This window comes from Bradyrhizobium sp. HKCCYLRH1030 (assembly GCF_051168395.1).
GTDB lineage: Bacteria > Pseudomonadota > Alphaproteobacteria > Rhizobiales > Xanthobacteraceae > Bradyrhizobium.
The window spans coordinates 962,059-986,565 of record NZ_JBNPUY010000002.1; the positions used below are offsets into that span (position 1 = coordinate 962,059).

Here is a 24,507-nt window from a genome sequence, read left to right on the forward strand (position 1 = left end):
GCGTGACACCGCTCACGTCCTCCGATTGGGCGGGCCGCTAGCCACTGAGATAGTCCGGCCAGCGGCTGCGAATGGTCGCGAGGTCGCTCAGCGTCCCGGTCAGGTGCTCGCGCAGATGCGTCTGCGCGTCGTCCGGCCGGCTCGCGGCGATCGCGTCGACGATCTGCTTGTGGTGGCGCAGGATCGTCTGCGCCTTGCCGGGCGAGGGCAGATGCAGCCGGCGCAACCGGTCGATGTGACCGCTGCGGCTGCGCACCAGGGTCCACAGCTCGTGCTTGTCCGCGGCAGTGTAGAGCCGCTCGTGAAATGCGTTGTCGACCACCGTGAATGACGCGAAGTCGCCGTCCCTGGCGAATCGCCGCTGCTGGGCGATCAGAGCATGGAGTTCGTCGATCGGCGCCGCCGCCGGCCGCAGCGCGAGCAGGCGCACGATCTCGAGCTCCAGCGCCTGGCGCAGGAACTGCGCCTGCTGCGCCCGACCAACATCGATGCGGCTGACCAGGGTCGCGTGCTGCGGGAACACGTCGACGAGGCCTTCCTCGGCGAGGCGCATCAGCGCGTCGCGGATCGGCGTCGAGCTGAGGCCGAACTCGGCCTGCAGCGCCGGCCGCGACAATGGCGCTCCCGGTGGGAGCGCGAGGGCGATGATCTGGTCGCGCAACCGCTCGAAGACCTGCGGTGCCGCGCGCCGGCTCGGATCGAGCCGTTCGGGCGGGAGAACCGCAGCAGGCGTCGCGGGCAATGCCATTTGGTGGGACGTCCGGCTCGAATGTCGCAGGGGGAGAACAGCCCTTGTCAGAGATGCACTAATGCATTAGTGCATCTCTCCGCTGGCCGTCAAGAAGGAGCCGGCACGCGAGGAGGGATGTCCCATGTTCGAGAAGTTCGCGCGCTCGGCCGCACGAGCCGCCGGCCTGCTGGCCACGCTGCTGGTCGCGGCGGCCTGGAATGACGCCGCGCAGGCCCAGCAGAAGACCGAAATCTCGCTGTCGCGCCAGCCTGGCATCTTCTACATGCCGAGCCACATCATCGAGAAGAACAAGCTGATCGAGAAGCATGCGGCCGCGCTCGGCGTGCCCGGCGTCACCACCAAATGGCTGACCTTCTCCGGCGGCGGCGCGCAGACCGATGCGCTGTTGTCGGGCAGCGTCGACATCCTCAACACCGGCACCGGCAATCTGCTGCTGTTGTGGGATCGTACCCGCGGCGGCGTGAAGGGCATCGTCGCCACCTCGGCGCAGCCGATGACCCTGATCAGCCGCGATCCCAACATCAAGTCGATCAAGGACTTCGGTCCCAGTGACAAGATCGCCGTGCCGACCGTCAAGGTCTCGACCCAGGCCATCGTGCTGCAGATCGCGGCCGCTGAGGTTTTCGGCGCCGATCAGTGGAACAAGCTCGACGCGAACACCGTGCAGCTCGGTCACCCCGACGCCTATACGGCGCTGTCGAACCCGCAGCACGAGGTGCACAATCATTTCTCGATCCCGCCCTACACGTTCCTCGAATTGAAGAACGTGCCCGGCGCGCATGTCGTGATGAATTCGCCCGACGTCATGGGCGGACCGCTGAGCCAGGCGCAGTTCTTCACCACCACGAAGTTCGCCGACGTCAATCCGAAGATCATCCAGGCGGTGCGCGATGCGACCAAGGAAGCGCAGGACCTGATCCGCAGCGATACCAGGACGGCGGTCGAGATCTACAAGGAGATCACCGGCGACAAGACCTCGGTCGATGACCTGCTCGCCTGGCTCAAGGAGCCCGGCATGATGGAATGGAATCTGGAGCCGCAGGGCACCATGAAGTTCGCGGCCCATCTCGCCAAGATCGGCACCATCAAGACCCAGCCCAAGGCCTGGACCGATTATTATCTCCCCGTCGCGCATGATCTGAAGGGCAACTGATGTCCGCTCTGCTCGACGTCGATGGCGTCACCCTGCGCTACAAGACCTCCAGCGCAGTGATCACCGCGACGGAGCGGGTCGGCTTCTCCGTCGACCGCTCCGATCGCTTCGTGCTGCTGGGACCGTCCGGTTGCGGCAAGTCGACCTTGCTGAAGGCGGTCGGTGGCTACATCAAGCCGAGCGAGGGCCGGATGCGCATCAACGGCCGCGAGATCACCGGTCCCGGCGCCGACCGCATGATGATCTTCCAGGAGTTCGACCAGCTGCTGCCGTGGAAGACCGTGCTCGCCAACGTGATGTTCCCGCTGCTGACGGCGCGGCGCATGCCGCGCAAGGAGGCCGAGAGCCGCGCCCGCACCTATATCGAGAAAGTCGGGCTGACGCGCGTCGTCGATGCCTATCCGCACACGCTGTCGGGCGGCATGAAGCAGCGCGTCGCGATCGCCCGGGGCATGGCGATGGAGCCGGACATCCTGCTGATGGACGAGCCGTTCGCCGCGCTCGATGCGCTGACGCGGCGCACCTGCCAGGACGAGCTGCTGCAGTTGTGGAACGAGACGAAATTCACCGTCTTGTTCGTGACGCATTCGATCGCCGAAGCCATCAAGATCGGCAACCGCATTCTGCTGCTGTCGCCGCATCCCGGCCGCGTCAAGGCCGAGGTGGTCGACGTCGACAAGGTCTCGGCCGAGGACGGCAGCGCGGCGCGCCTGGAGAAGCAGATCCATGATCTTTTGTTCTCCGAACCTGCAACGACGCATTGAGGACGGCGCCCATGGCTGAAGCCAAGATCATCCTGCGCGATACGTCGGCCGCGAGCGCCGCGCCTGCAGATGTCGCGCGCAAGCTCGGCGTGCTCGAGCTGCTGTGGAACGACGGCTTCGTGCGCAAGAGCCTGATCATTGTCTTGCTCGCCGCGATCTGGCAGGCCTATGGCAGCTATCTCGACAATCCCCTGCTGTTCCCGACCTTCTCCGACACCATCGCGGCGCTGTGGGAGAAGGTCCGCGACGGCACCATCCCGATGCGCGTCTGGACCTCGCTGAAGGTGCTGTTCATGGGCTATGCCGCAGGCATCGTTCTCGCGGCGATCCTGACTGTGCTCGCGATCTCGACTCGCATCGGCACCGATTTCCTCGAGACGATCACGGCGATGTTCAATCCCTTGCCGGCGATCGCGCTGCTGCCGCTGGCGCTGATCTGGTTCGGGCTCGGCAGCGGCAGTCTCGTCTTCGTGCTGATCCATTCGGTGCTGTGGCCCGTCGCGCTCAACACCCATTCCGGCTTCAAAAGCGTCTCGAACACGCTGCGCATGGTCGGGCGCAACTACGGTCTCAGCGGCTTCTCCTATGTGATCCGAATCCTGATTCCGGCGGCGTTCGGCGCCATCCTCACGGGTTTGAAGATCGGCTGGGCCTTCGCCTGGCGCACCCTGATCGCGGCCGAGCTGGTGTTCGGTGTCTCCTCGGGGCAGGGCGGCCTCGGCTGGTTCATCTTCGAGAACCGCAATCTGCTCGAGATCCCCGCGGTGTTCGCCGGCCTGCTGACCGTGATCCTGATCGGTCTCGTGGTCGAGAACCTGATCTTCCGCACCATCGAGCGCAAGACCGTGCTGACCTGGGGAACGCAATCATGAGCCACAAGAAGAGCCCCGATCAGCTGCGCAGCGCGCGCTGGTTCGCGCCCGACGATCTCCGTTCCTTCGGCCACCGCTCGCGGGTGATGCAGATGGGCTATGCCCAGGAGGAGTGGAAGGGCCGTCCGGTCATCGCCATCATCAACACCTGGTCCGACGCGCAGCCCTGCCACATGCACTTCAAGCAGCGGGTCGACGACGTCAAGCGCGGCGTGCTGATGGCCGGCGGTTTCCCGATCGAGCTGCCTGCGCTGTCGCTGTCGGAGTCGCTGTTGAAGCCGACCACGATGCTCTATCGCAACATGCTGGCGATGGATGTCGAGGAGCTCTTGCGCGGCCACCCCGTCGATGGCGTCGTGCTGATGGGCGGCTGCGACAAGACCACGCCGGCGCTGCTGCTCGGCGCCACCAGCATGAACCTGCCGGCGATCTATCTCCCGGCCGGGCCGATGCTGCGCGGCAACTGGAAGGGCAAGACGCTCGGCTCCGGCTCCGACGCCTGGAAGTACTGGGACGAACGCCGCGCCGGCAAGCTGTCGGACGCCGATTGGAATGCGATGGAGGCGGGCATCGCCCGCAGCCACGGCACCTGCATGACCATGGGGACGGCCTCGACCATGACCGCGATCGCGGAAGCGATCGGCATGACCTTGCCCGGCGCCTCGTCGATTCCGGCTGCCGATGCCGAGCACATCCGCATGAGCTCGGAATGCGGCCGCCGCGTCGTCGAGATGGTGTGGGAGGACCTGACGCCATCGAAGATCCAGACCCACGCAGCGTTCGAGAATGCGATCGCGGTCGCCATGGCGATGGGCTGCTCGACCAACGCCATCATCCATGTGATCGCGCAGGCGCGCCGCGCCGGCGCCGATATCGGCCTTGATGATTTCGAGGCCGCCAGCCGCAAGGTGCCGGTGCTCGCCAATGTCCGGCCGAGCGGCGACGCCTATCTGATGGAGGATTTCTACTACGCGGGCGGGCTGCCCGGCCTGATGAGCAGGATGAAAGAGCATCTCCATCTCGACTGCCTCACCGTCAATGGCCGCACCCTCGGCGACAACATCAAGGGCGCCGGCGTCTACAATGACGACGTCATCCGTCCGCAGTCGAACCCGATCTATCGCGAAGGTGCGCTCGCCGTGCTCAAGGGCAACCTTGCGCCGGACGGCTGCGTCATCAAGCCCTCTGCCTGCGATCCGCGCTTCCTCAGGCACACCGGCCCGGCGCTGGTGTTCGACGACTATCCCTCGATGAAGAAGGCGATCGACGATCCCGATCTCGACGTCACCGCCGACCATGTGCTGATCCTGCGCAATGCCGGGCCACAGGGCGGGCCAGGGATGCCGGAATGGGGCATGCTGCCGATCCCGACCAAGCTCGTGCGCGAGGGCGTGCGCGACATGGTCCGGCTGTCCGACGCGCGCATGAGCGGGACGTCCTACGGCGCCTGCATCCTGCACGTCGCGCCGGAAGCCTATGTCGGCGGTCCCCTGGCGCTGGTGCGCAATGGCGACCGCATCACCCTCGACGTCGCCGCGCGCACCATCAATCTCGACGTGCCCGAGGAGGAGCTGGCGCGCCGTCGCGCCGCTTGGCAACCGCCTGCGCCGCGCTTCGAGCGCGGCTATGGCTGGATGTTCGCCCGCCATATCAAGCAGGCCAATGACGGCTGCGATTTCGATTTCTTGGAGACGGACTTCGGGGCGCCCGTGGGCGAGCCAGCGATTTATTAGTTCACCCGTCATTCCGGGGCGCCGCGGAGCGGCGAGCCCGGAATCCATAACCACGATCGGGAGTATGGATTCCGGGCTCGCGCTCCGCGCGCCCCGGAATGACGACCGGAGAGAGCAGGACATGACCAGACTCAGCACCGCCACCCGCAACAAGCTCAAGACCGTCTCGACGGCCACGGTCGCTACCGCGCTGTTCAAGCGCGGCCTGCGCATCCAGTGCATCCAGAACGTCCATCCGCTCAGCCCGGCGCAGCCGACCATGGTCGGCGAAGCCTTCACCTTGCGCTACATCCCAGCGCGCGAGGATCTCAACACCATCGAGGTGTTTCGCGACCGCGGCCATCCGCAGCGCAAGGCCGTCGAGGATTGTCCGCCCGGCGCCGTGCTGGTGATGGACAGCCGCAAGGACGCACGCGCCGCCTCGGCCGGCGCCATTCTCGTGAGCCGCCTGCAGCAGCGTGGCGTCGCCGGCGTCGTCACCGACGGCGGCTTCCGTGACGCCGCCGACATTGCCAAGCTCGGCATCCCCGCCTTCCACCAGCGTCCGAGCGCACCGACCAATCTCACCCTGCATCATGCGATCGAGATCAACGGCCCGATCGCCTGCGGCGACGCGCCAGTGTTTCCGGGTGACGTCATCCTCGGCGATTCCGACGGCGTCATCGTCATCCCCGCCCATCTCGCCGACGAGATCGCGGACGAGACGTTCGAGATGACCGCGTTCGAGGATTTCGTTGCCGAGGAAGTTGCCAAGGGCCGCTCGATCCTCGGCCTCTATCCCGCGACGGATCCGCAGGCGCCCGCCGACTTCGCGGCGTGGCGCGCGAAGAACAACCGGTAGCCGCTACGTCCTCGGCTGTCGTTGCGGATGCGACGCCGATTGCGAGGCGAGATTGGCCCCATACTCCGCTGTCGTCCCGGCCTTGAGCCGGGACCCATAACCACAGGCGGTTGTGATGACGAGGGACGTAGCTCCAGCGCGCTCAACAATTGCCGCCGGTGGTTATGGGTCCCTGCGTTCGCAGGGACGACATTGGTGTTCAGGCGCGATCATGGCTCAAACGCTCCGATCTGCCAGACCCACCGCCCATAGCGCGAACGCGTAGACGATCGCGACCTCATCCAGCCGGTTGAAGCGGCCGGAGGCGCCGCCGTGGCCGGCGCCCATGTTGGTGCGCAGGAGGACCGGCCCGCCGCCGGTCATCGTCGCGCGCAGCCGCGCGATCCACTTTGCAGGCTCCCAATAGGTGACGCGCGGGTCGGTCAGCCCGGCCATCGCGAGGATCGCGGGATACTCCTTGGCCGCGATGTTGTCGTAGGGCGAGTAGGACAGGATGGTGCGGAAGTCCTTCTCGCTCTCGATCGGGTTGCCCCATTCGGGCCATTCCGGCGGCGTCAGCGGCAGGGTGTCGTCGAGCATCGTGTTGAGCACGTCGACGAACGGCACCTCGGCGACGATGCCGGCGAACAGCTCGCCCGCGCGGTTGGCGACCGCGCCCATCAGCATGCCACCGGCGCTGCCGCCATGGCCGACGATGCGGCCGGCCGCTGTGTAGTTCGCCGCGATCAGCGCCCGTGCGCAGGCCGCGAAATCGTCAAAGCTGTTGGTCTTCTTCTCGCGCTTGCCGTCGAGATACCAGCCCCAGCCCTTGTCGGTGCCGCCGCGGATATGGGCGATGGCGTAGACGAAGCCGCGGTCGACCAGCGACAGCCGGTTGGCCGAGAACGAGGCCGGCATCGCATGGCCATAGGAGCCGTAGCCATAGAGCAGCAGCGGCGCCGAGCCATCGGCCTTGAGGTCGCGCCGGTGCAGCAGCGACACCGGCACCTCGGCGCCGTCCTCCGCCTTGGCCATGATGCGCGTGGTGACGTAGTCGGCCGGATTGTGCCCGGACGGAATCTCCTGGCGCTTGCGCAAGGTTTTCGCGCGCGTCACCATGTCGTAGTCCCACACCTCCGACGGCGTCGTCATCGACGAATAGGCAAAGCGCAGATTGGTGGTGTCGAACTCGTAGGAGCCCATCGCGTCGAGCGAATAGGCGCCTTCGTCGAAGGCGATCGCGTGCTCCTCGCCGGATGCGAGATCGCGGATGACGATCGACGGCAGCGCATTGGCGCGCTCCAGCCGCACGAGGTGCCCGGCATACAGATCGTGGTCGAGTACGTAGATGCCGGCGCGGTGCGGAATGAGGTCGCGCCAGTTGGCGCGCTCGGGCGCGGCCAGCGGCGCGGTGACGATCTTGAAGTCGATGGCGCCGTCGGCATTGGTCAGGATGAACAGCTCGTCGCCGCGATCGGCGATCGAATATTGCACGCCGTTCTCGCGCGCGGCTACCAGCCGTGGCGGCGCCTCGGGAGCATCGAGATCGATCAACCGTTGTTCGGACGTCTCGTGGTCGCCGCCGGCGATGACGCAGAACCGGCCCGACGTCGACTCGTGCACATGGGTGAACCAGCCGGTGTCCTTCTCCTCGTACACCAGCGCGTCTTCGGCCTGCCTGGTGCCGAGCTTATGCCGCCACACCTGCATCGGGCGGTGATTGTCGTCGAGCTTGACGTAGAAGAAGCTCGTGCAATCGCGTGACCACACCACACCGCCGTCGGTCTCCTCGACCACGTCGTCGAGATCGTTGCCGCTATCCCAGTCGCGGACGCGGATGGTGAAATATTCGGAGCCCTTGGTGTCGGCGCTCCAGGCGACGCGCTTGTGGTCGTGCGAATGCCTGCTGCCGCCGAACTTGAAATAGTCGTGGCCTCGCGCCAGCGCATCGCCATCGAGCCCGATCGTCTCCGCCCCGCCGTTGCGCGGCGTCCGGCAGAACAACTCGTGCTGGCCGCCCTCGCGATACTTGCGGAAATAGGCGTAGGGCCCGTCCGGCGACGGCACCGAGGAATCGTCCTCCTTGATGCGGCCGCGCATCTCCGCGACGAGCTTCTTCTGCAGCGGTGAGGTGTGGCCGAGCACGGATTCCGCATAGGCGTTCTCGGCCTCGAGATAGGCGCGGATATCAGCATCCAGCAGCGACGGATCGTGCAGCACCTCCTGCCACCGCGCGTCTTTCAGCCACGCATAGTCGTCGCTTACGGTGATGCCGTGACGGGTGAAGCTGTGCGGATGGCGCGGCGCCACCGGCGCCTTGGTGCTCAAGTCGGTCATGTCGTCCTTTACGGGGTCACGCTCTCGCCGAGCCATTGGATCGCGGCGTCGAGGCCGCCGCGGCCGTGCGGAATCTTCAACGCCACCAGCGCCATTTCGATCACGCCGAGCGTGCCCAGCACCATCGGCGCGTTGACATGGCCCATATGGGCGATGCGGAACGCCTGGCCCTGGAGATCGCCGATCCCGGTGCCGAGCACGACGCCGCACTGCTCCTTGCAGTAGGTCTGCAACACGGCCGGATCATAACCTTCGCCGACCAGCACAGTGGTCACGGTGTTGGAGCGCTCGGCGGCGTCTGCGATGTTGAAGCCGATCACCTGGCCCTCGCTCCACTTCGCCACCGCGCGGCGCACGGCCTCGGCCAACAGCTCATGGCGGCGGAAGGCGTGCGGCAGCCCTTCGGCGAACAGCATGTCCATGGCCTGGCGCAGTGCGAACAGCAGATGCACCGGCGCGGTGCCGCCATATTTGCGATAGTGCTCGGTGCCCTCGCGCTCGCTCCAGTCCCAATAGGGCGTGCGCATGTTGGCGCGCTTGTGCGCCTCGAGCGCGCGGTCATTGGCGGCGACGAAGCCGAGACCCGGCGGCGTCATCAGGCCTTTCTGCGAGCCGGACATCGCGACGTCGATGCCCCAGGCATCCATCTCGAACGGCATGCAGCCGAGCGAGGCCACGGTGTCGACCATGTAGAGTGCCGGATGGCCCGCGGCCTTGATGGCGCGGCCGATCGCCTCGACGTCGTTGACGACGCCGGACGCCGTATCGATCTGCGCCACCACGATCGCCTTGATGCTGTGCTCCTTGTCGGCGCGCAGCCGCGCCTCGACCTCGGCCGGCCGCACCGCGCGGCGCCAGTCGCCGCGGAGCACTTCGACCTCGGCGCCCATCGCGCGCGCCGCATTGCCCCAGCCGATCGCGAAGCGGCCGCTCTCCAGCACCAGCACCTTGTCGCCGCGCGCCAGCACGTTGGAGAGCACCGCCTCCCAGGCGCCGTGACCGTTGGCGATGTAGATGTAGGTCTTGCCCTTGGTGGCGAACAGCCGGCCGAGATCGGACATGATGCCGTCGGTCAGCTCGACCATCTGCTTGGAGTAGATGTCGAGCGCGGGGCGGTGCATCGCCTGCAGCACCTCGTCGGGCATCGTGGTGGGTCCCGGGATGGCCAGAAACTCCCGGCCCGCGCGAACGGTCATTGTCAGTGTCCTCGGCGATGTGGTTTGGCGGTTGAGGGTGGTGACGGGCTCTCGCACACGGCCGGCCCATGGTCGTTTTACGTGGCGCGGCGCATTAAGAAAAGCCGGAGAAGCCGGGGGGCTGGCATGCCCCGGCAGGCCGGCGGGTCGGGCCGTCAGCGCCTCGTTTCGCGGCAGCCGGCGGCCTCGGCCTCCTCGACCGAGCAGAACCAGCGGGTGCCCTTGGCGACGTGCATCTTGATCTGCGCGTACCAGCGGCTCTGCGGCGTGTGATAGATGCACTCGCCGGCGCCGTTGACATTGCCCTTGATGGTGCAGTCCGGCGAGGGCGCGACCGGGCCCGAGGCCGAGGCGAGCAGGATTTTGCGCGCGCCCTCCGGCGGGTTGGTGGCCCCGAGGATCGCAGTCTTCTTGTTGCGCACGCGCCAGTCCCATGGCGCGATGAACGCGCCCTGCCACATGCCGGCCTTGGCTGCGCGCGCCTCCGCCTCGTCGGGCTCGTAGTCATGCGAGAGGGTGCGATAGGCCAGCGCCCAGCCGCTGCGCACCAGCCATTTCTGGATGTCCTCGCCATCGACGTCGCAGCGCGCGACCTGGCGGCCGCGGCGGTCGATCGAGCGCGGATGGCAGGTCCAGCTCTTGCCGTCGACGTACTTGATCAGCTCGTCACGCGCCGCCACGCCGCAGGTCCAGCGCTCGCCGTTCTTGTTGAGGCAGAGCTGATCCACGGAGGGCGCGTCGATGCCGCCGAGCCGGATGCGGGTGGTCCCGATCGTGATCCCATCGGCCTCACGGATCTTGGGAATCCCGGTGATGTCGGCCGCGGACGCGACGGAGGGCAGCAGCAGGAGGAGCGCAAGCAAAGCTGGTTTCATCGACATCAACGGGCGCGGGTCGTCCTTGGGGATGGGAAGGCTGGAGCAATTGTGCGGCGGATCGGCCCGCGGTTCCAGCGCCGTGATTGGCTGAGCCGCTCAACTTCGCGCGATGGCGCGCTGAGAGAAGGGCGACTCGAGCTATCACCTCGACGGCAGTGCGCTCCCCTCCCGCAAGGGGGGAGCCGACCGCCATCACTCCCTCACCGCACGACGACCCGCCGCGCCAGCGCCAGGCCCATCAGCACGAAGGCCGAGGTGACCTCGGGGCCGCCGACCAGGATGCGGGTCGGGGTCTTCATCTTGTTCCATTCATAGGCGCGGTACGGATGCCGCCGGCCACCCTCGCCGAACGACGTCACGATGCAATGCACCGCGGGCGCGAAGCTCGCCGCAGCGCCGCCGAGATGGCCGAGCGCGATCAGCGCCAGCGCGGCGTCGAACGGGTTCATCTCGCGGCCGACCAACTCGTCCTCGACATAGGCCAGCACGCGCAGGCGAATGAGCTCGAACGCGCCGTCGGGATCGATCGCCTGCCGCGCCGCCGGCGGCAGCGCCATGAAGGCGTGGTAGCAGCGGCCGAAATAGGCGCAGTACAGCTCCGGCAGATAATAGATGTGCGAGCGGGGGTCGGCGAAGGCGCCGCTCAGCACCAGCCGCTGCTGGAAGCCGACGATCCGCCTGACGACGTCGAGCCGGGCTTGCGTCTCCAGGATCTGCCAGCGCCCGAGATTGCGGAACGATACCTCGAGCACGTCGAGGTTCAACGTCGGATCGAGATCATTGCCGTAGGGCCGCTCGCCGGCCAGGCTGTCGATCCAGGTCGCGACACCGCCTTCATAGTCGATGTTGTCGTTGATCGGCACCGTCACGCGCGGCTCGTTGCCGCCGGCGCGCACCTGGTAGCCCGCATAGAAATCCAGCAGCGGTTGGCTCAACATCGGATCGTCCGAGCCGGCCTGCGTCGCCGCCGAGAACGAGCACGCCGTGGTGTCGCAATCCGGCACGTAGATGCCGAAGCCGAGGTCCTGCTTGATCTGGGTGAAGAAGCGCGAGAAGCGCGGATGCGGCGGCGGCGCCAGCGCGGTGACGACATTGTAGCTCTTGCCGTCGGCGCCGCGCACCTCCTCGCGGCTGATGGTCAGGCAGAACTCGACCATGGCGGCGATGGCGCTGCGCGCCGCGCTTGTCTGCTCCGATGACGCGAGGCCCGTCTCCAGATAGCTCAGCAGCGCCTCGGTGAAGAACGCGTCGTAATAGGCCGAGCGGTGGCGGATCTGCACCGGCTCCCACATCGGCTCGGCGATGCCGCGCCACGGCGGATTGATCACCGCGGCCGCCGGCGATCGCGCGATGAAGACGCGGGCGAGGTTGAACAGCAAGGTCGAGTTCTTGTAGCCGCGGGCGTCGAGCCCCTGCAGCGCCATCTTGACCTCGCGGCCCTTCATGTCGGGATCGCCGATCAGGTTGAAGGCGGCATAGGTCGGGATGAAGCCATTGCGGCTGAACGAGCCGAGCAGGTCGGCGCCACAGGCCCGGATCACGCGATCGACCTCGCCGGCCGGCGGCATGGCCGCCGCCGCAGTCCGGCGCGGCGGGGCAGGGTGGTGCAAGGCGACGCTGTCGACCAGATCGGCGACGGGGCGGCCGACCTGCTCCCAATCCGGCGTCGGATTGTCGCGGGCAAGAACCAGCGCGTCGCGCAGCGCATTGAGAACAGCGGGATCGTTCAACTCGGGCAGGCCGGCACGGCGCAGCAATGCGCGCAGCGCCGGGTTCCCGAGCGCGGTCCGGTAGAATTTCGACAGATGCGGGTCGCCGCTGCCGGGCCGGCGCAGGATGGGATCGCAGACCTCGTACAGCGAGGGCCCATCCTTCCGGGCCGTCAGTGCGCGACAGGCCGCGCCGGCGAAATACTGGAAACTCAAGCGAGGACTCGCGGGTTGTCGAAGGCAGGACGAGCGGCATGCGTTGCTCGAGACGCCCGGCAAACGGCGCGTCACGCGCATGCATTGGGCAAACTGACACGCTGGACGGCCAAAGACAACGTGACGGCGGTCACGGCGCGGGAGGCGGATTTGGCGGCAATGTGGTCTCCCGGCGGTCCGTCCGGGGCCGTTTGGAGATCGCCGTCATGGTTAAATTTGCGTTTCTCTTCAAGTGCTTGAAAAGTCAATGGTGTTCCGATGTTGCTTGGGATGCGCGTTCGGGTTAAGCCTTTCTTCGTTGCGGCGCCGCAATTTGCGCGCATTGAGACGACACATCGTCTCGCAACCCCTCAAACCTCAGAGGCGCCAGCGCGACCAAAGGGTGCACCCCTTTGGCATCGATGGGCAGGCTCGGACCAGGATTGACGTGATGACCGCAAGGCAGCCTTCTCTTTCCCGCCGATCGGCCGTGATCGCCGCCGCGCTTCTCTGCACGGTGTCGCTCGCGATCGGCGCGCATGCTGCCCTGAACAAGCGTTCGCTCGAGGCGCCCAAGGCCGCGGCCTCCGAGCAGAGCAGCGTGGCGACCGGCAACGGCGCGCGCCTCGCGCTCGTGATCGGCAATGGTCACTATCCCGACGCCAACGCGCCACTGGTCCAGCCGATCAACGATGCCCGTGCACTGACCGGCGCGCTGCGCCGCGACGGCTTCGACGTCGATGTCGTCGAGGATGCCAACAAGGACGACATGGCCCGCGCGGTCGAGCGCCTCAAGGCCAGGATCAAGCCCGACTCGGTCGTGATGCTGTTCTTCGGCGGCTACGCCATCCAGGCCGGACGCGAGAGCTACATGATCCCGGTCGACGCCAAGATCTGGCGGGAAGCCGACGTGCGCCGCGACGGCACCAGCATCGAGCGCCTGCTCGACACCGTCCGCGAGCAGGGTGCGCGCGCCAAGCTGGTGGTGATCGACGCCGCCCGCCGCAATCCCTATGAGCGCCGCTTCCGCGCCTATTCGCACGGCCTGGCGCCGATCAATGCGCCGGCCAACGCCCTGATCCTGTCGTCGGCGACGCCAGGCAAGGTGCTGGACGATCCGAAGGGCCAGAACAGCGTGCTGGTCACCGAGCTGCTGAACCAGCTCGGCAAGAGCCCGAGCGCCGAGACCGTGTTCAACAAGACTCGCAACGCCATCGCCCGCAGCTCCGACGGCGAGCAGGTGCCGACCGTGTCGTCCTCGCTGGTCGAGGACATCCGCTTCAGTGCCGACGTCGCCAACGCCGGCAGCTGAGCTGAGCCTGTCCCGCGCCTGAGATGCTCCGCCTTCTCGGCGGCCTCCCACCCTCCCCTGGAGGGGGCGGGGTGGGGTGATTTCTCCACTTGCACCGTCATCCGTGGCTCACCCCACCCCGCCGCACGACGCTGGCGCGCCGCGCGACGACCCTCCCCCTCCAGGGGAGGGTGGGGCCGCGTGCCCCTCAGACCCCTGCGGCGTCGCGTCTTTCAATTGCTCGCCATCACCGGCCGCACCGGGTCGCCCTCGCGCAGCAGCGCGCCGGCGCGGGTGACGACGACGTCGCCCTCGGCGAGGCCGTCGCGGATCTCGACCTGGCCGCCGGCCATCAGGCCGATCTCGACCCGCTTGGTCTCGATCCGCTGAGCCCGGACCACCTGCACCACCGTGCCGTCGGGATCGTACAGCACGGCGGTCAGCGGCACCGCGACGCCGCAGCTCTGGCCGATCTTGATCACGGCGCGGCCGAACGAATTGACCAGCAACCGCGCCGTGCCGGTGATGCCGATGAAGGCCTGGCCGAGCTGGCTGTTCGGCTCGACGGTCGGCGCCACCCTTCGGATCTTGCCCTCGACCTCGCCGGCCCCGACGATGCGGATCCGCGCCGTCTGGTTGACCGCGAGCTTGCCGAGCTGGGCGCTCGGCACCAGGCCGACGAGATCATATTCGTTGCGGGCGAGAATCGAGAACAGCGCCTCGCCGCGACCGGAGGCGAACGCCCCGATGGTGGCGCTTGATGACAGGATGGTGCCCGCGACCGGCGCCTGGATCATGATCGTGCCGCCCTCCGGCGGCGTCAGCCGCGCCAGGTTCTGTCCGGCCGTGACCGTGTCGCCGGCATCGACCAGCACCTCCGCGACCTTCAGGCCGGGACGATCTGGCCTGACGGCGGTCTCGTCGCGCGCCAGCACCATGCCGGACACCTCGACCGTGTTGTCGAAGCAGGCCTTGGTCGCCTTGAGCACGCTGACCGCGGCGCCCTTCGGTGCGCCGTCATCGGCTGCCGCAGCCTGGATCATCGCCAGCAGGCCGGCGGCGGCGAGCATCGGCATCCGGCGCATCGTGGCGGCAATTGCGGCATGTCCCATCCGAAACCGATCCTCGCGAACCCAATTCATTGCACGGCTGTCGCCGGGATAGCAGACGCGCAGCCGCCGGGCCAGCCGACCCGCGTCCCTGGTAGTCGCGCCAGGATGCCGCGACGTTCAGCCGACGCTGCCGAACTTCTCGGCCGGGTCGCCGTTGACGTTGCCGAATGCCAGCCGTCTTTCACTTGGGACTCACGACCATGCTTCGGCTCTGGATACCGCTTCTGCTCTGCGCCCTCGGCGTCACGCCCGCGGTCTCCGCCGAGCTCACCGCAGACGCCGTCAACAGCGCCGAGCTGCGCAAGCGGCCGCCTGCCGAGGAGAAGATGGATCCGGTGGCGATCCGCGCCCAGGTGCTGCTCGATCGCGCGCATGTCTCTCCCGGCGAGATCGACGGCCGCTTCGGCGACAATGCGCGCAAGGCGCTCGCCGCGTTCGCGCGCGCCAAGGAGCTTGCCGGTGATGCGAAGCTGACGCCCGAGCTGTGGGAGGCGCTGCTGCGCGGCGACCAGGCGCCGGCGATCGTCTCCTACACGATCACCCGCGACGATGTGAAAGGGCCGTTCCTGAAGAAGCTGCCGCAGCACATGGAGGACATGAAGGACCTCCCGGCGCTCGGCTACACCTCGCCGCGCGAGGCGCTGGCCGAGAAATTCCACATGAGCGAAGCGCTGCTGTCGGCGCTCAATCCGAAGGCCAGGTTCGACAAGGAGGGCGAGCAGATCGCCGTCGCCAATGTGATCAGGCCGGACGAGAAGGCGCCGGACATCATGCGGCTCGACATCAGCAAGGACGCCGGCACGGTGCAGGCGTTCGACCGCGACGGCAAGCTGGTGGCGGTGTTTCCCGCCACGGTCGGCAGCGACGAAAAGCCGACGCCCGACGGCACCTTCAAGGTCACCTCGCGGGATGCCGATCCCAACTACCGCTACAATCCGGACTACGAGTTCAAGGGCGTCAAGTCGCGCAAGCCGTTCACCATCAAGCCCGGCCCGAACAACCCGGTCGGTGCCTATTGGATCGGCCTGTCGGTCGGCAACGGCTACGGCATCCACGGCACGGCCGAGCCGTCCAAGGTCGGCAAGTCGGAGTCGCATGGCTGCGTGCGGCTGACCAATTGGGACGTGCGATTCCTCGGCGACCACCTGGCGAAGAAGGCGAAGGTGGAGCTGCATTGAATGTTCACAATCATTCCGGGGCGGTTGGATTGCTTCGTCGCTTCGCTCCTCGCAATGACGGAGCACGTCAATCTGCATCTGCGCGTAGCGGCCAATGTATTGAGTCATCTCAACTTGATCTGGGCTGTCCAGATGTTCGGTAAAAAAGAAATCGCTTGTGCCGTCGGGCAAATCAGGTGGAGACTTCCGCCCGTCCCGCCTCATTGAAGAGGGGCGCTTTCGCGAACGTCACGACGCGTTGAGGTGGGATGCGATGGCCGCGGCGGGGCGCAGCGTGGGAGCACGCGGACGTACGCCATGCTGCGGACGGTGAAGTCGCAGGGTCCTGGCCTCCCGACGCTGAGGTCCGCGCGGCGCGCGTGATGCGCGCGTCGTCGCCACGGTGACAAACAAGCCGGTCACCGAGGAGACTGCGTATAAGTCGTAAAGCCATCGCGCAGGGAGGGCCGGGTCATTCCGGCTGTACCTGTGGTTCTGCCGCCTGCATTTTTTCTCGCAGGCGGACCGCAGGCCTCAGCCGAGGCCTGGCTCTCCCTGCGCCCTCTGTTCAGAAGAGGGTGTCTCGATGAGTAAAGCTCGGACGCGAAACGCGCCGCGAGACCGAAGTGTCATGTTCGCGCGGCGCTTCGTCGATTCAGGTGTCATCACCCGCTCCGGGCTAAACATCGAGCCGGGCGATGACGGTGGAGAAATCAGCACCGCCTCGGGATGGCGGAAACGACGCTCATTCCTGTCACGTCACTTGGTCCTGCCGCGCCGCTATCTCGCAAACGACCGCGACGGCGCCACATGCAGTGCGTAGGCATCGGCCGCCGCGCTCACGCGCGGATAGAGTTCGGTCACCAGCGGATCGTGGCCCGGAATGAATCGATCCGGATGCCCGGCGAGGCGCTCGATGATCTCCCAGCCCTGGATCATGTCGCTGATATTGAGCACGATCGGAAACGGGCTGCGGCGCTGCAGGTTGGCGTAGTAATGCGCGGCGTCGGAGGCGAGCACGACCGGGCCGCGCGCGGTGTCGACGCGCACCACCTGCAGCCCGTCGGAATGGCCGCCGACCCGGTGCACGGTGACGCCCGGCGCGACCTCGCCGTCGCCGTTGTGGAAGGTGACGCGCTCGCCATAGACGTGGCGCACCATCGTGGTGACATGCTCGACCGTGAACGGGTAGCGCAGCATGCCGTTGCACATGCAGCGTCCGGTCGCATAGGCCATCTCGCGCTCCTGCAGGTGAAAGCGCGCGTTCGGGAAGCGGTCGAGATTGCCGGCGTGATCGTAGTGCAGATGGGTCACGATGATGTCGCGGATGTCGGCCGCCGCGACGCCGAAGGAGGCGAGCGCATCGATCGGATCGCGCGTCAGGGTGCGATGGCGGATCTCGGCCTCCGCGGCGTTGAAGCCGGTGTCGACCAGGATGTCACGCCCGTCACGGCGGATCAGCCACACGAAATAGTCGAGGTCCTGCGCCGCGCTGTCGTGCGGATCGGGCTGCAGGAAGTTCATGTGCGGCGTGCGCGGCGACATCGTCGCGTAGCGCAGCGCGTAGACCTCGGCGGCGTTCCCCATGATGGCCTTCTCGTTGGTTGGGCACGGCAACCATCGAGCCATCGGCACGGATCGAGGTCAATCGCATCGAGGTCAATCGCGGTGCTCGTCGAACCGGACGCTGCGCTGCCGCGACACAGCGTGAGGCATCTCACATTTCAAGCCATTGGGATCGTTGCATGGTCCGCTCGTGTCATGGCCCGCAGCTCGCAAGAGGCTCCTGCGGGCGGTCGCCGCCTCAGACGATTCGTCAACCTCTGCAAGCGGTTGACGTGCCGTCACGGCGATTTGATAATGCCTGACGCGTGGGATATGGTCGCCGCGGCGCAAGCTGGACGGCGCCTGATTGCTGACCGCTGGACCGCCATCGTGATGACTTTCCGCCTGCTGTTGCCGCTCGGCCTGATGTTCTCCGTCGCGTTTTCGGCCGTTGTCTCCTGGCCCGCGCACGCGGCCGGCGACCGCTTCGCCCTGGTGATCGGCAATGCGAAATATCCGGATGCCGAGGCGCCGCTCAAGGAACCGGTCAACGATGCCCGCGATCTCACCGACGAGTTGAAGCGTGACGGTTTCAGCGTCGAGACGCTGGAAAATGCCGGCGGCGACGCGATGCGCCGCGGCCTCGATCGGCTCTATGGCAAGATCAAGCCGGGCTCGGTGGCGCTGCTGTTCTTCTCCGGCTACGGCATCCAGTCGAGCCGGCAGAGCTACATGATCCCGGTCGATGCGCAGATCTGGCAGGAGGCCGACGTGCGGCGCGACGGCATCGGCCTCGAGCAGGTGCTGCAGGAGATCAACAGCCGCGGCGCCGGCGTGAAGATCGCGCTGCTCGATGCCTCCCGGCGCAATCCCTATGAGCGCAGGTTCCGCACCGCCTCGGCCGGCCTCGCGCCGGTCATCGCACCGAGCGGTACTTTGGTGATGTACTCGGCGGCGCTGTCCGCTGTCGTGACGGATGGCGGGCGCGATCGCAGCCTGTTCGTGCAGGAGCTCCTGAAGGAGATCCGCGTTCCCGACCTCACCGCCGAGGAGACGCTGAACCGCACCCGCGTCGGCGTCACCCGCGCCTCGCGCAGCGAGCAGGTGCCGTGGATCTCGTCGTCGCTGGCGGAGGACTTCTCCTTCGTGCCGGGCAATGGCGTCAGGCCGCCGCCGGCCGAGAGCAATGCCGCGCCGGCGCCTGCACCTGTACCTGCGCCGACCCCGACGCAGGTCGTGGTGGCGCCGCCGGTGCCGTCGCCGCTGCCGCCGGCTCCGCCCGCGCCGCAGCCGACGCCGGTGCAGAAGGTGGACACCCCGTCGCCCGCGCCGGTTGCTCCGGCGCCGCCGGCGCCCGCGCCATCTCCCGTGATCGCGAACGTCGCGCCCGCCGCGCCTGCTGCGCCCGCGGCCCCAGCAGCGCCCGCGCAGGATCCGTTCGCCGACGATCCGACGATCAAGAGCCTGAGCGCCAAGATCGCGGCCAATCCGGAGGATGCCGGCGCGCTGTACCGACGCGGCCAGGTGTATGCGAGCAAGGGCGCCTACGCGCAGGCGATCCGCGATTTCGACGACACCATCCGAATCAATCCAAAGGACGTCGAGGCGCTCAACAACCGCTGCTGGGCGCGCACCGTCGTCGGCGAGCTGCAACCTGCGCTGCGCGACTGCAACGAGGCGCTGCGGCTGCGGCCGAATTTCGTCGACGCGCTCGATAGCCGCGGGCTGGTCAACCTCAAGAGCGGCGCGGTCAAGAACGCCATCGCCGATTTCGATGCGGCGCTGAAGATCAACCCGCGGCTGACGTCGTCATTGTACGGCCGCGGTCTCGCCAAACAGCGTAACGGCGCCGCGCAGGAGGGGGCGCTCGACATCGCCAACGCCAAGGCGATGGACCCCAACATCGTCCGCGAGTTCGAAGCCTACGGCGTGCGCTGATTTGTTGCGCGCGTCGGCCGGCCGGCTCGAACCATGCGGCAGGCCGGACCGACATAACAGCGAACAGCCGGGTGTCGCGCCGGGCGCGGCGGAGACCGGGACGATCAGTTCGCGTGAGGAGGGATTGGCAATGACCGCACCGAAAACGAATTCGACCATGACCGCCGGCCTGACGGCTCTCCTGGCCGTGACAGTTCTGAGCGCGGCCGCGTCGCTGAGCGCGATGCCGGCCTTCGCCGCCGATGATGTCAGTGAGGATCAGATCGTCCGCGCCCTGGCCGGGCCGAAGAGGCCGCTGACCCGGGGACTGTCGATGTCGCCGCCGTCGGAGGCCACACCCGCGGTCGCGCCGGAGCAGGACAAGTTCCTGCAGAGCATTCGCGGCCGCTCGACGCGGTCGCTGTCCACTGCCGAGCGCGAGGAGATCGCGGCGGTCGCCAAGACCAAGCCGAACATCGACCTCGAGATCACCTTCGACTACAACTCCGCCAACATCAGCCAGAAGTCGCTGCCGTCGGTGCAGGCGCTCGGTCGGGCGCTGACCAACGCCGAGCTGAAAGGGTCGATCTTCGTCGTCGCCGGTCATACCGATGCCGCCGGTGGCGAGGCCTACAATCAGGATCTCTCCGAGCGCCGCGCCGATTCGATCAAGCGCTATCTGGTCGAGAAGTTCGGCATCGCCGGCGCCGACCTGGTGACGGTGGGCTATGGCAAGAGCAAGCTGAAGGATCCGAGCCAGCCGCTCGCCGAGGTGAATCGCCGCGTTCAGGTCGTCAACATGCAGAGCAAGACGGCGGCGGCCAAGTAACGCCGCGTCCATCAAGCGCCGTCGGAGGTCGCGTGGCCGGAGATCGAGGTGGCCGGATGCGTCCCGCAGGATTGCGGGGCGCATCGCCTTGTCGGAGCGCCCCGTGCCAAATTCGCAGCATCCATAACCCGCATCTCGCGCCGACCGGATCACCCTGCCGATGAAGCTGCCAAAATCCCTCAAGTCCGCGGCCAGTGCGGTCGTCTTCGTGGCCCTGTTCGCCGGCTATTACTGGTATGAGCATCGTCCCCATCACACCGCCGAGGAGCCGCCGATGCAGGCCCAGGTGCTGGTGACCAAGGCGGTGAAGGCCTGCTTCTCAGATCTCGTGCGCGTCACCGGCTTCGTCGTGGCCCGCCGCGAAGCGGTGGTCGGCGCCGATCAGGAAGGCTCGCGGGTCATCGACGTCCTGGTCAAGGAGGGCGACACCGTTACCGAGAACCAGGAGCTGGCGCGCCTGACGCCGTCACCGCCGCAGCCGGGAGCGCCGGCGGCGGCCGCGAACCGGCCGGCGTCGCTGCGTGCGCCGGCCGCAGGACTCGTCACCGAGGTCCGCACGATCGCCGGTGCGCCGGCCTCGCCGCAGGCCGGTCCGATGTTCCGCATCGCCGTGAACAACGAGCTGGAGCTCGACGCCGAAGTTCCGAGCGTTCATCTCCTGAAGCTCGGCACGGGCGCGCCGGTGCGCATCACTCGCGACAACCTACCCGACATTGTCGGCCGCCTGCGCGTGGTGGCGCCGCAGGTCGACCGGACCACGCAGCTGGGCCATGTGCGCATCGCGCTGACCAGCAATCCGTCGCTCAAGCCCGGCATGTTCGCGCGCGCCAATATCGATGCCCGGCGGAGCTGCGGCGTCGCCGTGCCCAATACGGCGATCGATCATCTCACCATCCAGGTCGTGAAGGGCAACACGATCGAGACCCGCCGGGTGCGGGTCGGCCTGGTGTCGGATACGGCGAGCGAGATCCTCGACGGGCTGACAGAGGGAGAAATCGTGGTGGCCGACGCTGGCAGCTCGCTGCACGATGGCGACCAGATCAAGACCATGTTTGCCGAAGACATCGATCGCACGCGGGTACGCTGATGGCACTGAACATTTCGGCATGGTCGATCAGGAACCCGCTGCCGTCGATCCTCTTCTCCATCATCCTGCTGATCCTGGGCTGGATGAGCTTCACCAAGCTCGCGGTCACCCGGCTGCCGAACGCCGACATTCCGGTGATCTCGGTCGCGGTGGCGCAGTTCGGCGCGGCGCCGTCGGAGCTTGAATCCCAGGTCACAAAGATCATCGAGGACGGCGTCTCCGGCGTCGAGGGCGCGCGCCACATCCAGTCGCTGATCACCGACGGCCTGTCGGTGACGACGATTACGTTCGCGCTCGAGACCAACACCGATCGCGCCATCAACGACGTCAAGGACGCCGTCACCCGCGTTCGTTCCGACCTGCCGCAGAACGTCACCGAGCCGCTGATCTCGCGCGTCGACAAGATCGGCCTGCCGATCGTCACCTATGCGGCGATCTCACCGGGCAAGACCCCGGAGCAGCTGTCGTTCTTCGTCGACGACGTGGTCAAGCGCGAGCTGCAGGGCGTGCGCGGCGTCAGCCAGGTCGAGCGCATCGGCGGCGTCGAGCGCGAGATTCTGGTCTCGCTCGATCCCGACCGGCTGCAGGCCATGGGTCTCACCGCCGTCAATGTCAGCCAGAGTCTGCGCGGCACCAATGTGGACGTCGCCGGCGGCCGCGCCGAGATCGGCAAGAACGACCAGGCGATCCGCACGCTTGCCGGCGCCAAGACGCTGAACGAGCTGTCCAACACGATGATTCCCTTGTTCGGCGGCGGCGAGGTCCGGCTCGCCGATCTCGGGACGGTCACCGACACGATCGCCGATCGCCGCACCTTTGCGCGCTTCAACGGCGAGCCGGTGGTCGCGCTCGGCATCAAGCGCGCCAAGGGCGCCAGCGATGTGGTCGTCGCCGCCGCGGTTCAGAAGCGCATCGACCAGGTCCGGGCCGCCCATCCCGATGTCGAGCTGAAGCTGATCGATACGTCGGTCGATTTCACCAAGGGCAATTACGAAGCGGCGATCTCGACCCTGTTCGAGGGCGCGATCCTGGCCGTCATCATCGTGCTCTTGTTCCTGCGCGACTTCAGGGCCACGGTGATCGCGGCGATCTCGCTGCCGCTGTCGATCTTTCCGGCCTTCTGGGCGATGGATATTCTCGGCTTCTCGCTGAACATGGTGTCGTTCCTGGCGATCACGTTGTCGACCGGCATTCTCGTCGACGACGCCATCGTCGAGATCGAGAACATCGTGCGCCACATGCGGATGGGGAAGTCGCCCTATCGCGCGGCGCTCGATGCCGCCGACGAGATCGGGCTCGCGGTCATCGCGATCAGCCTCACCATCATCGCGATCTTTGCGCCGGCGAGCTTCATGTCCGGCATCGCCGGACAGTTCTTCAAGCAGTTCGGCATCACCGTCTCGGTGCAGGTGTTCTTCTCGCTGCTGGCGGCGCGCTTCGTCACGCCGATGCTGGCGGCCTACTTCCTCAAGGACCACAAGCACGACGATCCGCCGCCGGGGTTCATCCTGCGTGCCTATCAGCGCATCGTGACGTGGTCGGTAAAGCACTACTTCGTCACGGTGCTGCTCGGCATCGGGATCTTCGCTGCCTCGATCTGGAGCACGACGCTGCTGTCGCAAGGGTTCTTGCCGGCGCAGGACGCGGCGCGATCGCTGCTCGCGATCGAGCTGCCGCCAGGCGCGCAGCTCGCCTACACCGAGAAGGTCACCGAGGACATCGTCGCGCGCCTGCGCAAGCGGCCCGAGGTCCGCAGCGTGTTCGTCGACGGCGGCCGGCTTCAGGGCGCGATGGAGGTTCGTCGCGCCGGAATGATCGTCAACTACACGCCGAAGACCGAGCGCAAGATCACCCAGAAAGAGCTCGAGCTCGAGATCACCAAGGATCTCGAAACCATTCCGGACATCCGTTTCTGGTTCACAGACGAAAATGGTCTGCGCCCGATCAAGCTGGTGCTGACGGGCTCGGATCCCAAGCTGGTCGACAACGTTGCGAGCGAGCTCGCCTCGCAGATGAAGCGGATTCCGATCATCTCCAACGTGGTGTCGGACACTTCGCTCGACCGGCCGGAGTTGCGGGTGCAGCCGCGCGCGGATCTGGCGGCACGTCTGGGCGTGTCGACCGAAAGCCTGTCGCAGACGATCCGCGTCGCCACGATCGGCGATGTTGGACCTGCGCTGGCGAAGTATGACGCCGGCGGCCGGCTGGTCCCGATCCGGGTGCAGCTCGAGGACGCGGCGCGCAGCGACGTGAAGATCCTCGAACAGTTGCGGGTGCCGCTCGGGCAGTACGGCGAAAAGGGCGGCGTGCCGCTGGCCGTCGTCGCCGACATCAAGCTCGACCAGGGCCCGACCAGCATCAGCCGCTACGATCGCGGGCGGCAGGCCACCGTCGCCGCCGACCTCGTCGGACTTGCGGCGCTCGGCGATGCAACCAAGCAGATCGACGAGCTGCCGGTCAGAAAGAGCATGCCGGCCAGCGTCAAGCTGATCCCGTCCGATGATGCCGAGAGCCTGAACGAGCTGGCGTCGGGCTTCATCACGGCGATCACGGCGGGCTTGATGATCGTCTACGCCGTGCTGGTGCTGCTGTTCGGCACGTTCCTGCAGCCGATCACGATCCTGTTCTCGTTGCCGCTGTCGATCGGCGGCGCGATCGCCGCGCTGATGCTGACGGGCAAGCAGCTCACCATCCCCGTCTATATCGGCATGATGATGCTGATGGGCATCGTCACCAAGAACGCGATCATGCTGGTCGAGTTCGCGGTCGAGGCGATCCATGCCGGCGTCAGGCGTGACGAGGCGATCATCGATGCCGGCATGAAGCGGGCCCGTCCGATCGTGATGACCACGATCGCGATGGTCGCGGGCATGATGCCGAGCGCGCTCGCGGTCGGTGCCGGCGGCGAGTTCCGCTCGCCGATGGCGCTCGCCGTGATCGGCGGGCTGGTGTTCTCGACCGTGCTGTCGCTGTTGTTCGTGCCGGCGATGTTCCTGGTGATGGACGATGTCGGCGCGTTGTTCGCCCGCGTTGGCCGCAAGCTGATCGTCTCTTCCGGCGATGCCGCCGACGAGGCGCAGTCCGGCCATGGGCCGGAGCCGGCGCATCAGTCAAAGCCGCCGTCGGCGATGTCGCCGGCTGCGGAATGAGATGACGTGCCG

18 protein-coding genes are annotated in these 24,507 nt (G+C 67.0%); 11 read left to right on the forward strand and 7 right to left on the reverse strand.

Annotated elements, in window-relative coordinates:
- Nucleotides 1-37: 37 nt before the first annotated feature.
- The gene (locus ACQR1E_RS09795) at nt 38-748 is read right to left on the reverse strand and encodes a GntR family transcriptional regulator (RefSeq protein ID WP_434896952.1); all 711 of its coding nucleotides are present in this window, start codon (nt 746-748) and stop codon (nt 38-40) included.
- A gap of 124 nt (nt 749-872) precedes the next feature.
- On the opposite strand from ACQR1E_RS09795, the gene ACQR1E_RS09800 reads away from it, so the two are divergent.
- The 5 genes from ACQR1E_RS09800 (at nt 873) to ACQR1E_RS09820 (ending at nt 6,114) form a co-directional block, all read left to right on the forward strand.
- A complete protein-coding gene (locus ACQR1E_RS09800) occupies nt 873-1,904 on the forward strand; it encodes an ABC transporter substrate-binding protein (protein ID WP_434896953.1) in 1,032 nt (343 codons plus the stop codon).
- Nucleotides 1,904-2,668: an ABC transporter ATP-binding protein gene (locus ACQR1E_RS09805; protein WP_315750730.1), complete on the forward strand. Its 765-nt coding sequence runs from the start codon at nt 1,904-1,906 to the stop codon at nt 2,666-2,668. Before ACQR1E_RS09800 ends, ACQR1E_RS09805 begins: the two co-directional genes overlap by 1 nt.
- An 11-nt stretch (nt 2,669-2,679) precedes the next feature.
- A complete protein-coding gene (locus ACQR1E_RS09810) occupies nt 2,680-3,540 on the forward strand; it encodes an ABC transporter permease (protein WP_315750732.1) in 861 nt (286 codons plus the stop codon).
- On the forward strand, nt 3,537-5,273 hold the full coding sequence (araD, locus tag ACQR1E_RS09815; protein ID WP_434896954.1) for an L-arabinonate dehydratase: 1,737 nt from the start codon (nt 3,537-3,539) through the stop codon (nt 5,271-5,273). The genes ACQR1E_RS09810 and araD overlap by 4 nt, the downstream gene beginning before the upstream one ends.
- A 121-nt stretch (nt 5,274-5,394) precedes the next feature.
- Nucleotides 5,395-6,114 (forward strand): ribonuclease activity regulator RraA, encoded by a 720-nt coding sequence (locus ACQR1E_RS09820; protein ID WP_434896955.1) that lies wholly within the window; start codon nt 5,395-5,397, stop codon nt 6,112-6,114.
- Nucleotides 6,115-6,330: 216 nt separating this feature from the next.
- Here ACQR1E_RS09820 and ACQR1E_RS09825 read toward each other — a convergent pair whose 3' ends face one another.
- From ACQR1E_RS09825 to ACQR1E_RS09840, 4 genes are all read right to left on the reverse strand, one after another.
- Nucleotides 6,331-8,430, reverse strand: a complete 2,100-nt coding sequence (locus tag ACQR1E_RS09825; protein WP_434896956.1) for a S9 family peptidase — start codon at nt 8,428-8,430, stop codon at nt 6,331-6,333.
- A gap of 8 nt (nt 8,431-8,438) precedes the next feature.
- On the reverse strand, nt 8,439-9,626 hold the full coding sequence (locus tag ACQR1E_RS09830) for a pyridoxal-phosphate-dependent aminotransferase family protein (RefSeq protein ID WP_315716987.1): 1,188 nt from the start codon (nt 9,624-9,626) through the stop codon (nt 8,439-8,441).
- Between the two features lie 155 nt (nt 9,627-9,781).
- Complete coding sequence (locus ACQR1E_RS09835; RefSeq protein WP_315716988.1) at nt 9,782-10,507, reverse strand: thermonuclease family protein; 726 nt, start codon at nt 10,505-10,507, stop codon at nt 9,782-9,784.
- 197 nt (nt 10,508-10,704) lie between these two features.
- A complete protein-coding gene (locus ACQR1E_RS09840; RefSeq protein ID WP_316169903.1) occupies nt 10,705-12,429 on the reverse strand; it encodes a hypothetical protein in 1,725 nt (574 codons plus the stop codon).
- Between the two features lie 430 nt (nt 12,430-12,859).
- On the opposite strand from ACQR1E_RS09840, the gene ACQR1E_RS09845 reads away from it, so the two are divergent.
- Entirely contained in the window at nt 12,860-13,720 is an 861-nt protein-coding gene (locus ACQR1E_RS09845) for a caspase family protein (RefSeq protein WP_315750742.1), read from the forward strand.
- 212 nt (nt 13,721-13,932) lie between these two features.
- Here the strand turns inward: ACQR1E_RS09845 and ACQR1E_RS09850 are convergent, their stop codons facing one another.
- Entirely contained in the window at nt 13,933-14,811 is an 879-nt protein-coding gene (locus ACQR1E_RS09850; protein ID WP_315716991.1) for an efflux RND transporter periplasmic adaptor subunit, read from the reverse strand.
- Between the two features lie 200 nt (nt 14,812-15,011).
- On the opposite strand from ACQR1E_RS09850, the gene ACQR1E_RS09855 reads away from it, so the two are divergent.
- Complete coding sequence (locus tag ACQR1E_RS09855; RefSeq protein ID WP_434896957.1) at nt 15,012-15,989, forward strand: L,D-transpeptidase family protein; 978 nt, start codon at nt 15,012-15,014, stop codon at nt 15,987-15,989.
- A 759-nt stretch (nt 15,990-16,748) separates the two neighbouring features.
- On the opposite strand, the gene ACQR1E_RS09860 is transcribed toward ACQR1E_RS09855, so the two are convergent.
- Complete coding sequence (locus ACQR1E_RS09860; RefSeq protein WP_434896958.1) at nt 16,749-17,555, reverse strand: N-acyl homoserine lactonase family protein; 807 nt, start codon at nt 17,553-17,555, stop codon at nt 16,749-16,751.
- 351 nt (nt 17,556-17,906) lie between these two features.
- On the opposite strand from ACQR1E_RS09860, the gene ACQR1E_RS09865 reads away from it, so the two are divergent.
- From ACQR1E_RS09865 to ACQR1E_RS09880, 4 genes are all read left to right on the forward strand, one after another.
- Complete coding sequence (locus ACQR1E_RS09865) at nt 17,907-19,451, forward strand: caspase family protein (RefSeq protein WP_434896996.1); 1,545 nt, start codon at nt 17,907-17,909, stop codon at nt 19,449-19,451.
- Between the two features lie 130 nt (nt 19,452-19,581).
- Nucleotides 19,582-20,259, forward strand: coding sequence for an OmpA family protein (locus ACQR1E_RS09870; protein WP_434896959.1), 678 nt, complete (start codon nt 19,582-19,584; stop codon nt 20,257-20,259).
- A 160-nt stretch (nt 20,260-20,419) separates the two neighbouring features.
- Entirely contained in the window at nt 20,420-21,346 is a 927-nt protein-coding gene (locus tag ACQR1E_RS09875; RefSeq protein ID WP_315828371.1) for an efflux RND transporter periplasmic adaptor subunit, read from the forward strand.
- On the forward strand, nt 21,346-24,495 hold the full coding sequence (locus ACQR1E_RS09880) for an efflux RND transporter permease subunit (protein WP_434896960.1): 3,150 nt from the start codon (nt 21,346-21,348) through the stop codon (nt 24,493-24,495). Before ACQR1E_RS09875 ends, ACQR1E_RS09880 begins: the two co-directional genes overlap by 1 nt.
- Nucleotides 24,496-24,507: the final 12 nt, after the last annotated feature.

Bases quoted from the DNA above. Each gene is read 5' to 3' on its own strand.
- ACQR1E_RS09795 (WP_434896952.1), bottom strand. From the start codon at position 748: ATGGCATTGCCCGCGACGCCTGCTGCGGTTCTCCCGCCCGAACGGCTC.
- ACQR1E_RS09800 (WP_434896953.1), top strand. From the start codon at position 873: ATGTTCGAGAAGTTCGCGCGCTCGGCCGCACGAGCCGCCGGCCTGCTG.
- ACQR1E_RS09805 (WP_315750730.1), top strand. From the start codon at position 1,904: ATGTCCGCTCTGCTCGACGTCGATGGCGTCACCCTGCGCTACAAGACC.
- ACQR1E_RS09810 (WP_315750732.1), top strand. From the start codon at position 2,680: ATGGCTGAAGCCAAGATCATCCTGCGCGATACGTCGGCCGCGAGCGCC.
- araD (WP_434896954.1), top strand. From the start codon at position 3,537: ATGAGCCACAAGAAGAGCCCCGATCAGCTGCGCAGCGCGCGCTGGTTC.
- ACQR1E_RS09820 (WP_434896955.1), top strand. From the start codon at position 5,395: ATGACCAGACTCAGCACCGCCACCCGCAACAAGCTCAAGACCGTCTCG.
- ACQR1E_RS09825 (WP_434896956.1), bottom strand. From the start codon at position 8,430: ATGACCGACTTGAGCACCAAGGCGCCGGTGGCGCCGCGCCATCCGCAC.
- ACQR1E_RS09830 (WP_315716987.1), bottom strand. From the start codon at position 9,626: ATGACCGTTCGCGCGGGCCGGGAGTTTCTGGCCATCCCGGGACCCACC.
- ACQR1E_RS09835 (WP_315716988.1), bottom strand. From the start codon at position 10,507: ATGTCGATGAAACCAGCTTTGCTTGCGCTCCTCCTGCTGCTGCCCTCC.
- ACQR1E_RS09845 (WP_315750742.1), top strand. From the start codon at position 12,860: ATGACCGCAAGGCAGCCTTCTCTTTCCCGCCGATCGGCCGTGATCGCC.
- ACQR1E_RS09850 (WP_315716991.1), bottom strand. From the start codon at position 14,811: ATGGGACATGCCGCAATTGCCGCCACGATGCGCCGGATGCCGATGCTC.
- ACQR1E_RS09855 (WP_434896957.1), top strand. From the start codon at position 15,012: ATGCTTCGGCTCTGGATACCGCTTCTGCTCTGCGCCCTCGGCGTCACG.
- ACQR1E_RS09860 (WP_434896958.1), bottom strand. From the start codon at position 17,555: ATGGGGAACGCCGCCGAGGTCTACGCGCTGCGCTACGCGACGATGTCG.
- ACQR1E_RS09865 (WP_434896996.1), top strand. From the start codon at position 17,907: ATGACTTTCCGCCTGCTGTTGCCGCTCGGCCTGATGTTCTCCGTCGCG.
- ACQR1E_RS09870 (WP_434896959.1), top strand. From the start codon at position 19,582: ATGACCGCACCGAAAACGAATTCGACCATGACCGCCGGCCTGACGGCT.
- ACQR1E_RS09875 (WP_315828371.1), top strand. From the start codon at position 20,420: ATGAAGCTGCCAAAATCCCTCAAGTCCGCGGCCAGTGCGGTCGTCTTC.
- ACQR1E_RS09880 (WP_434896960.1), top strand. From the start codon at position 21,346: ATGGCACTGAACATTTCGGCATGGTCGATCAGGAACCCGCTGCCGTCG.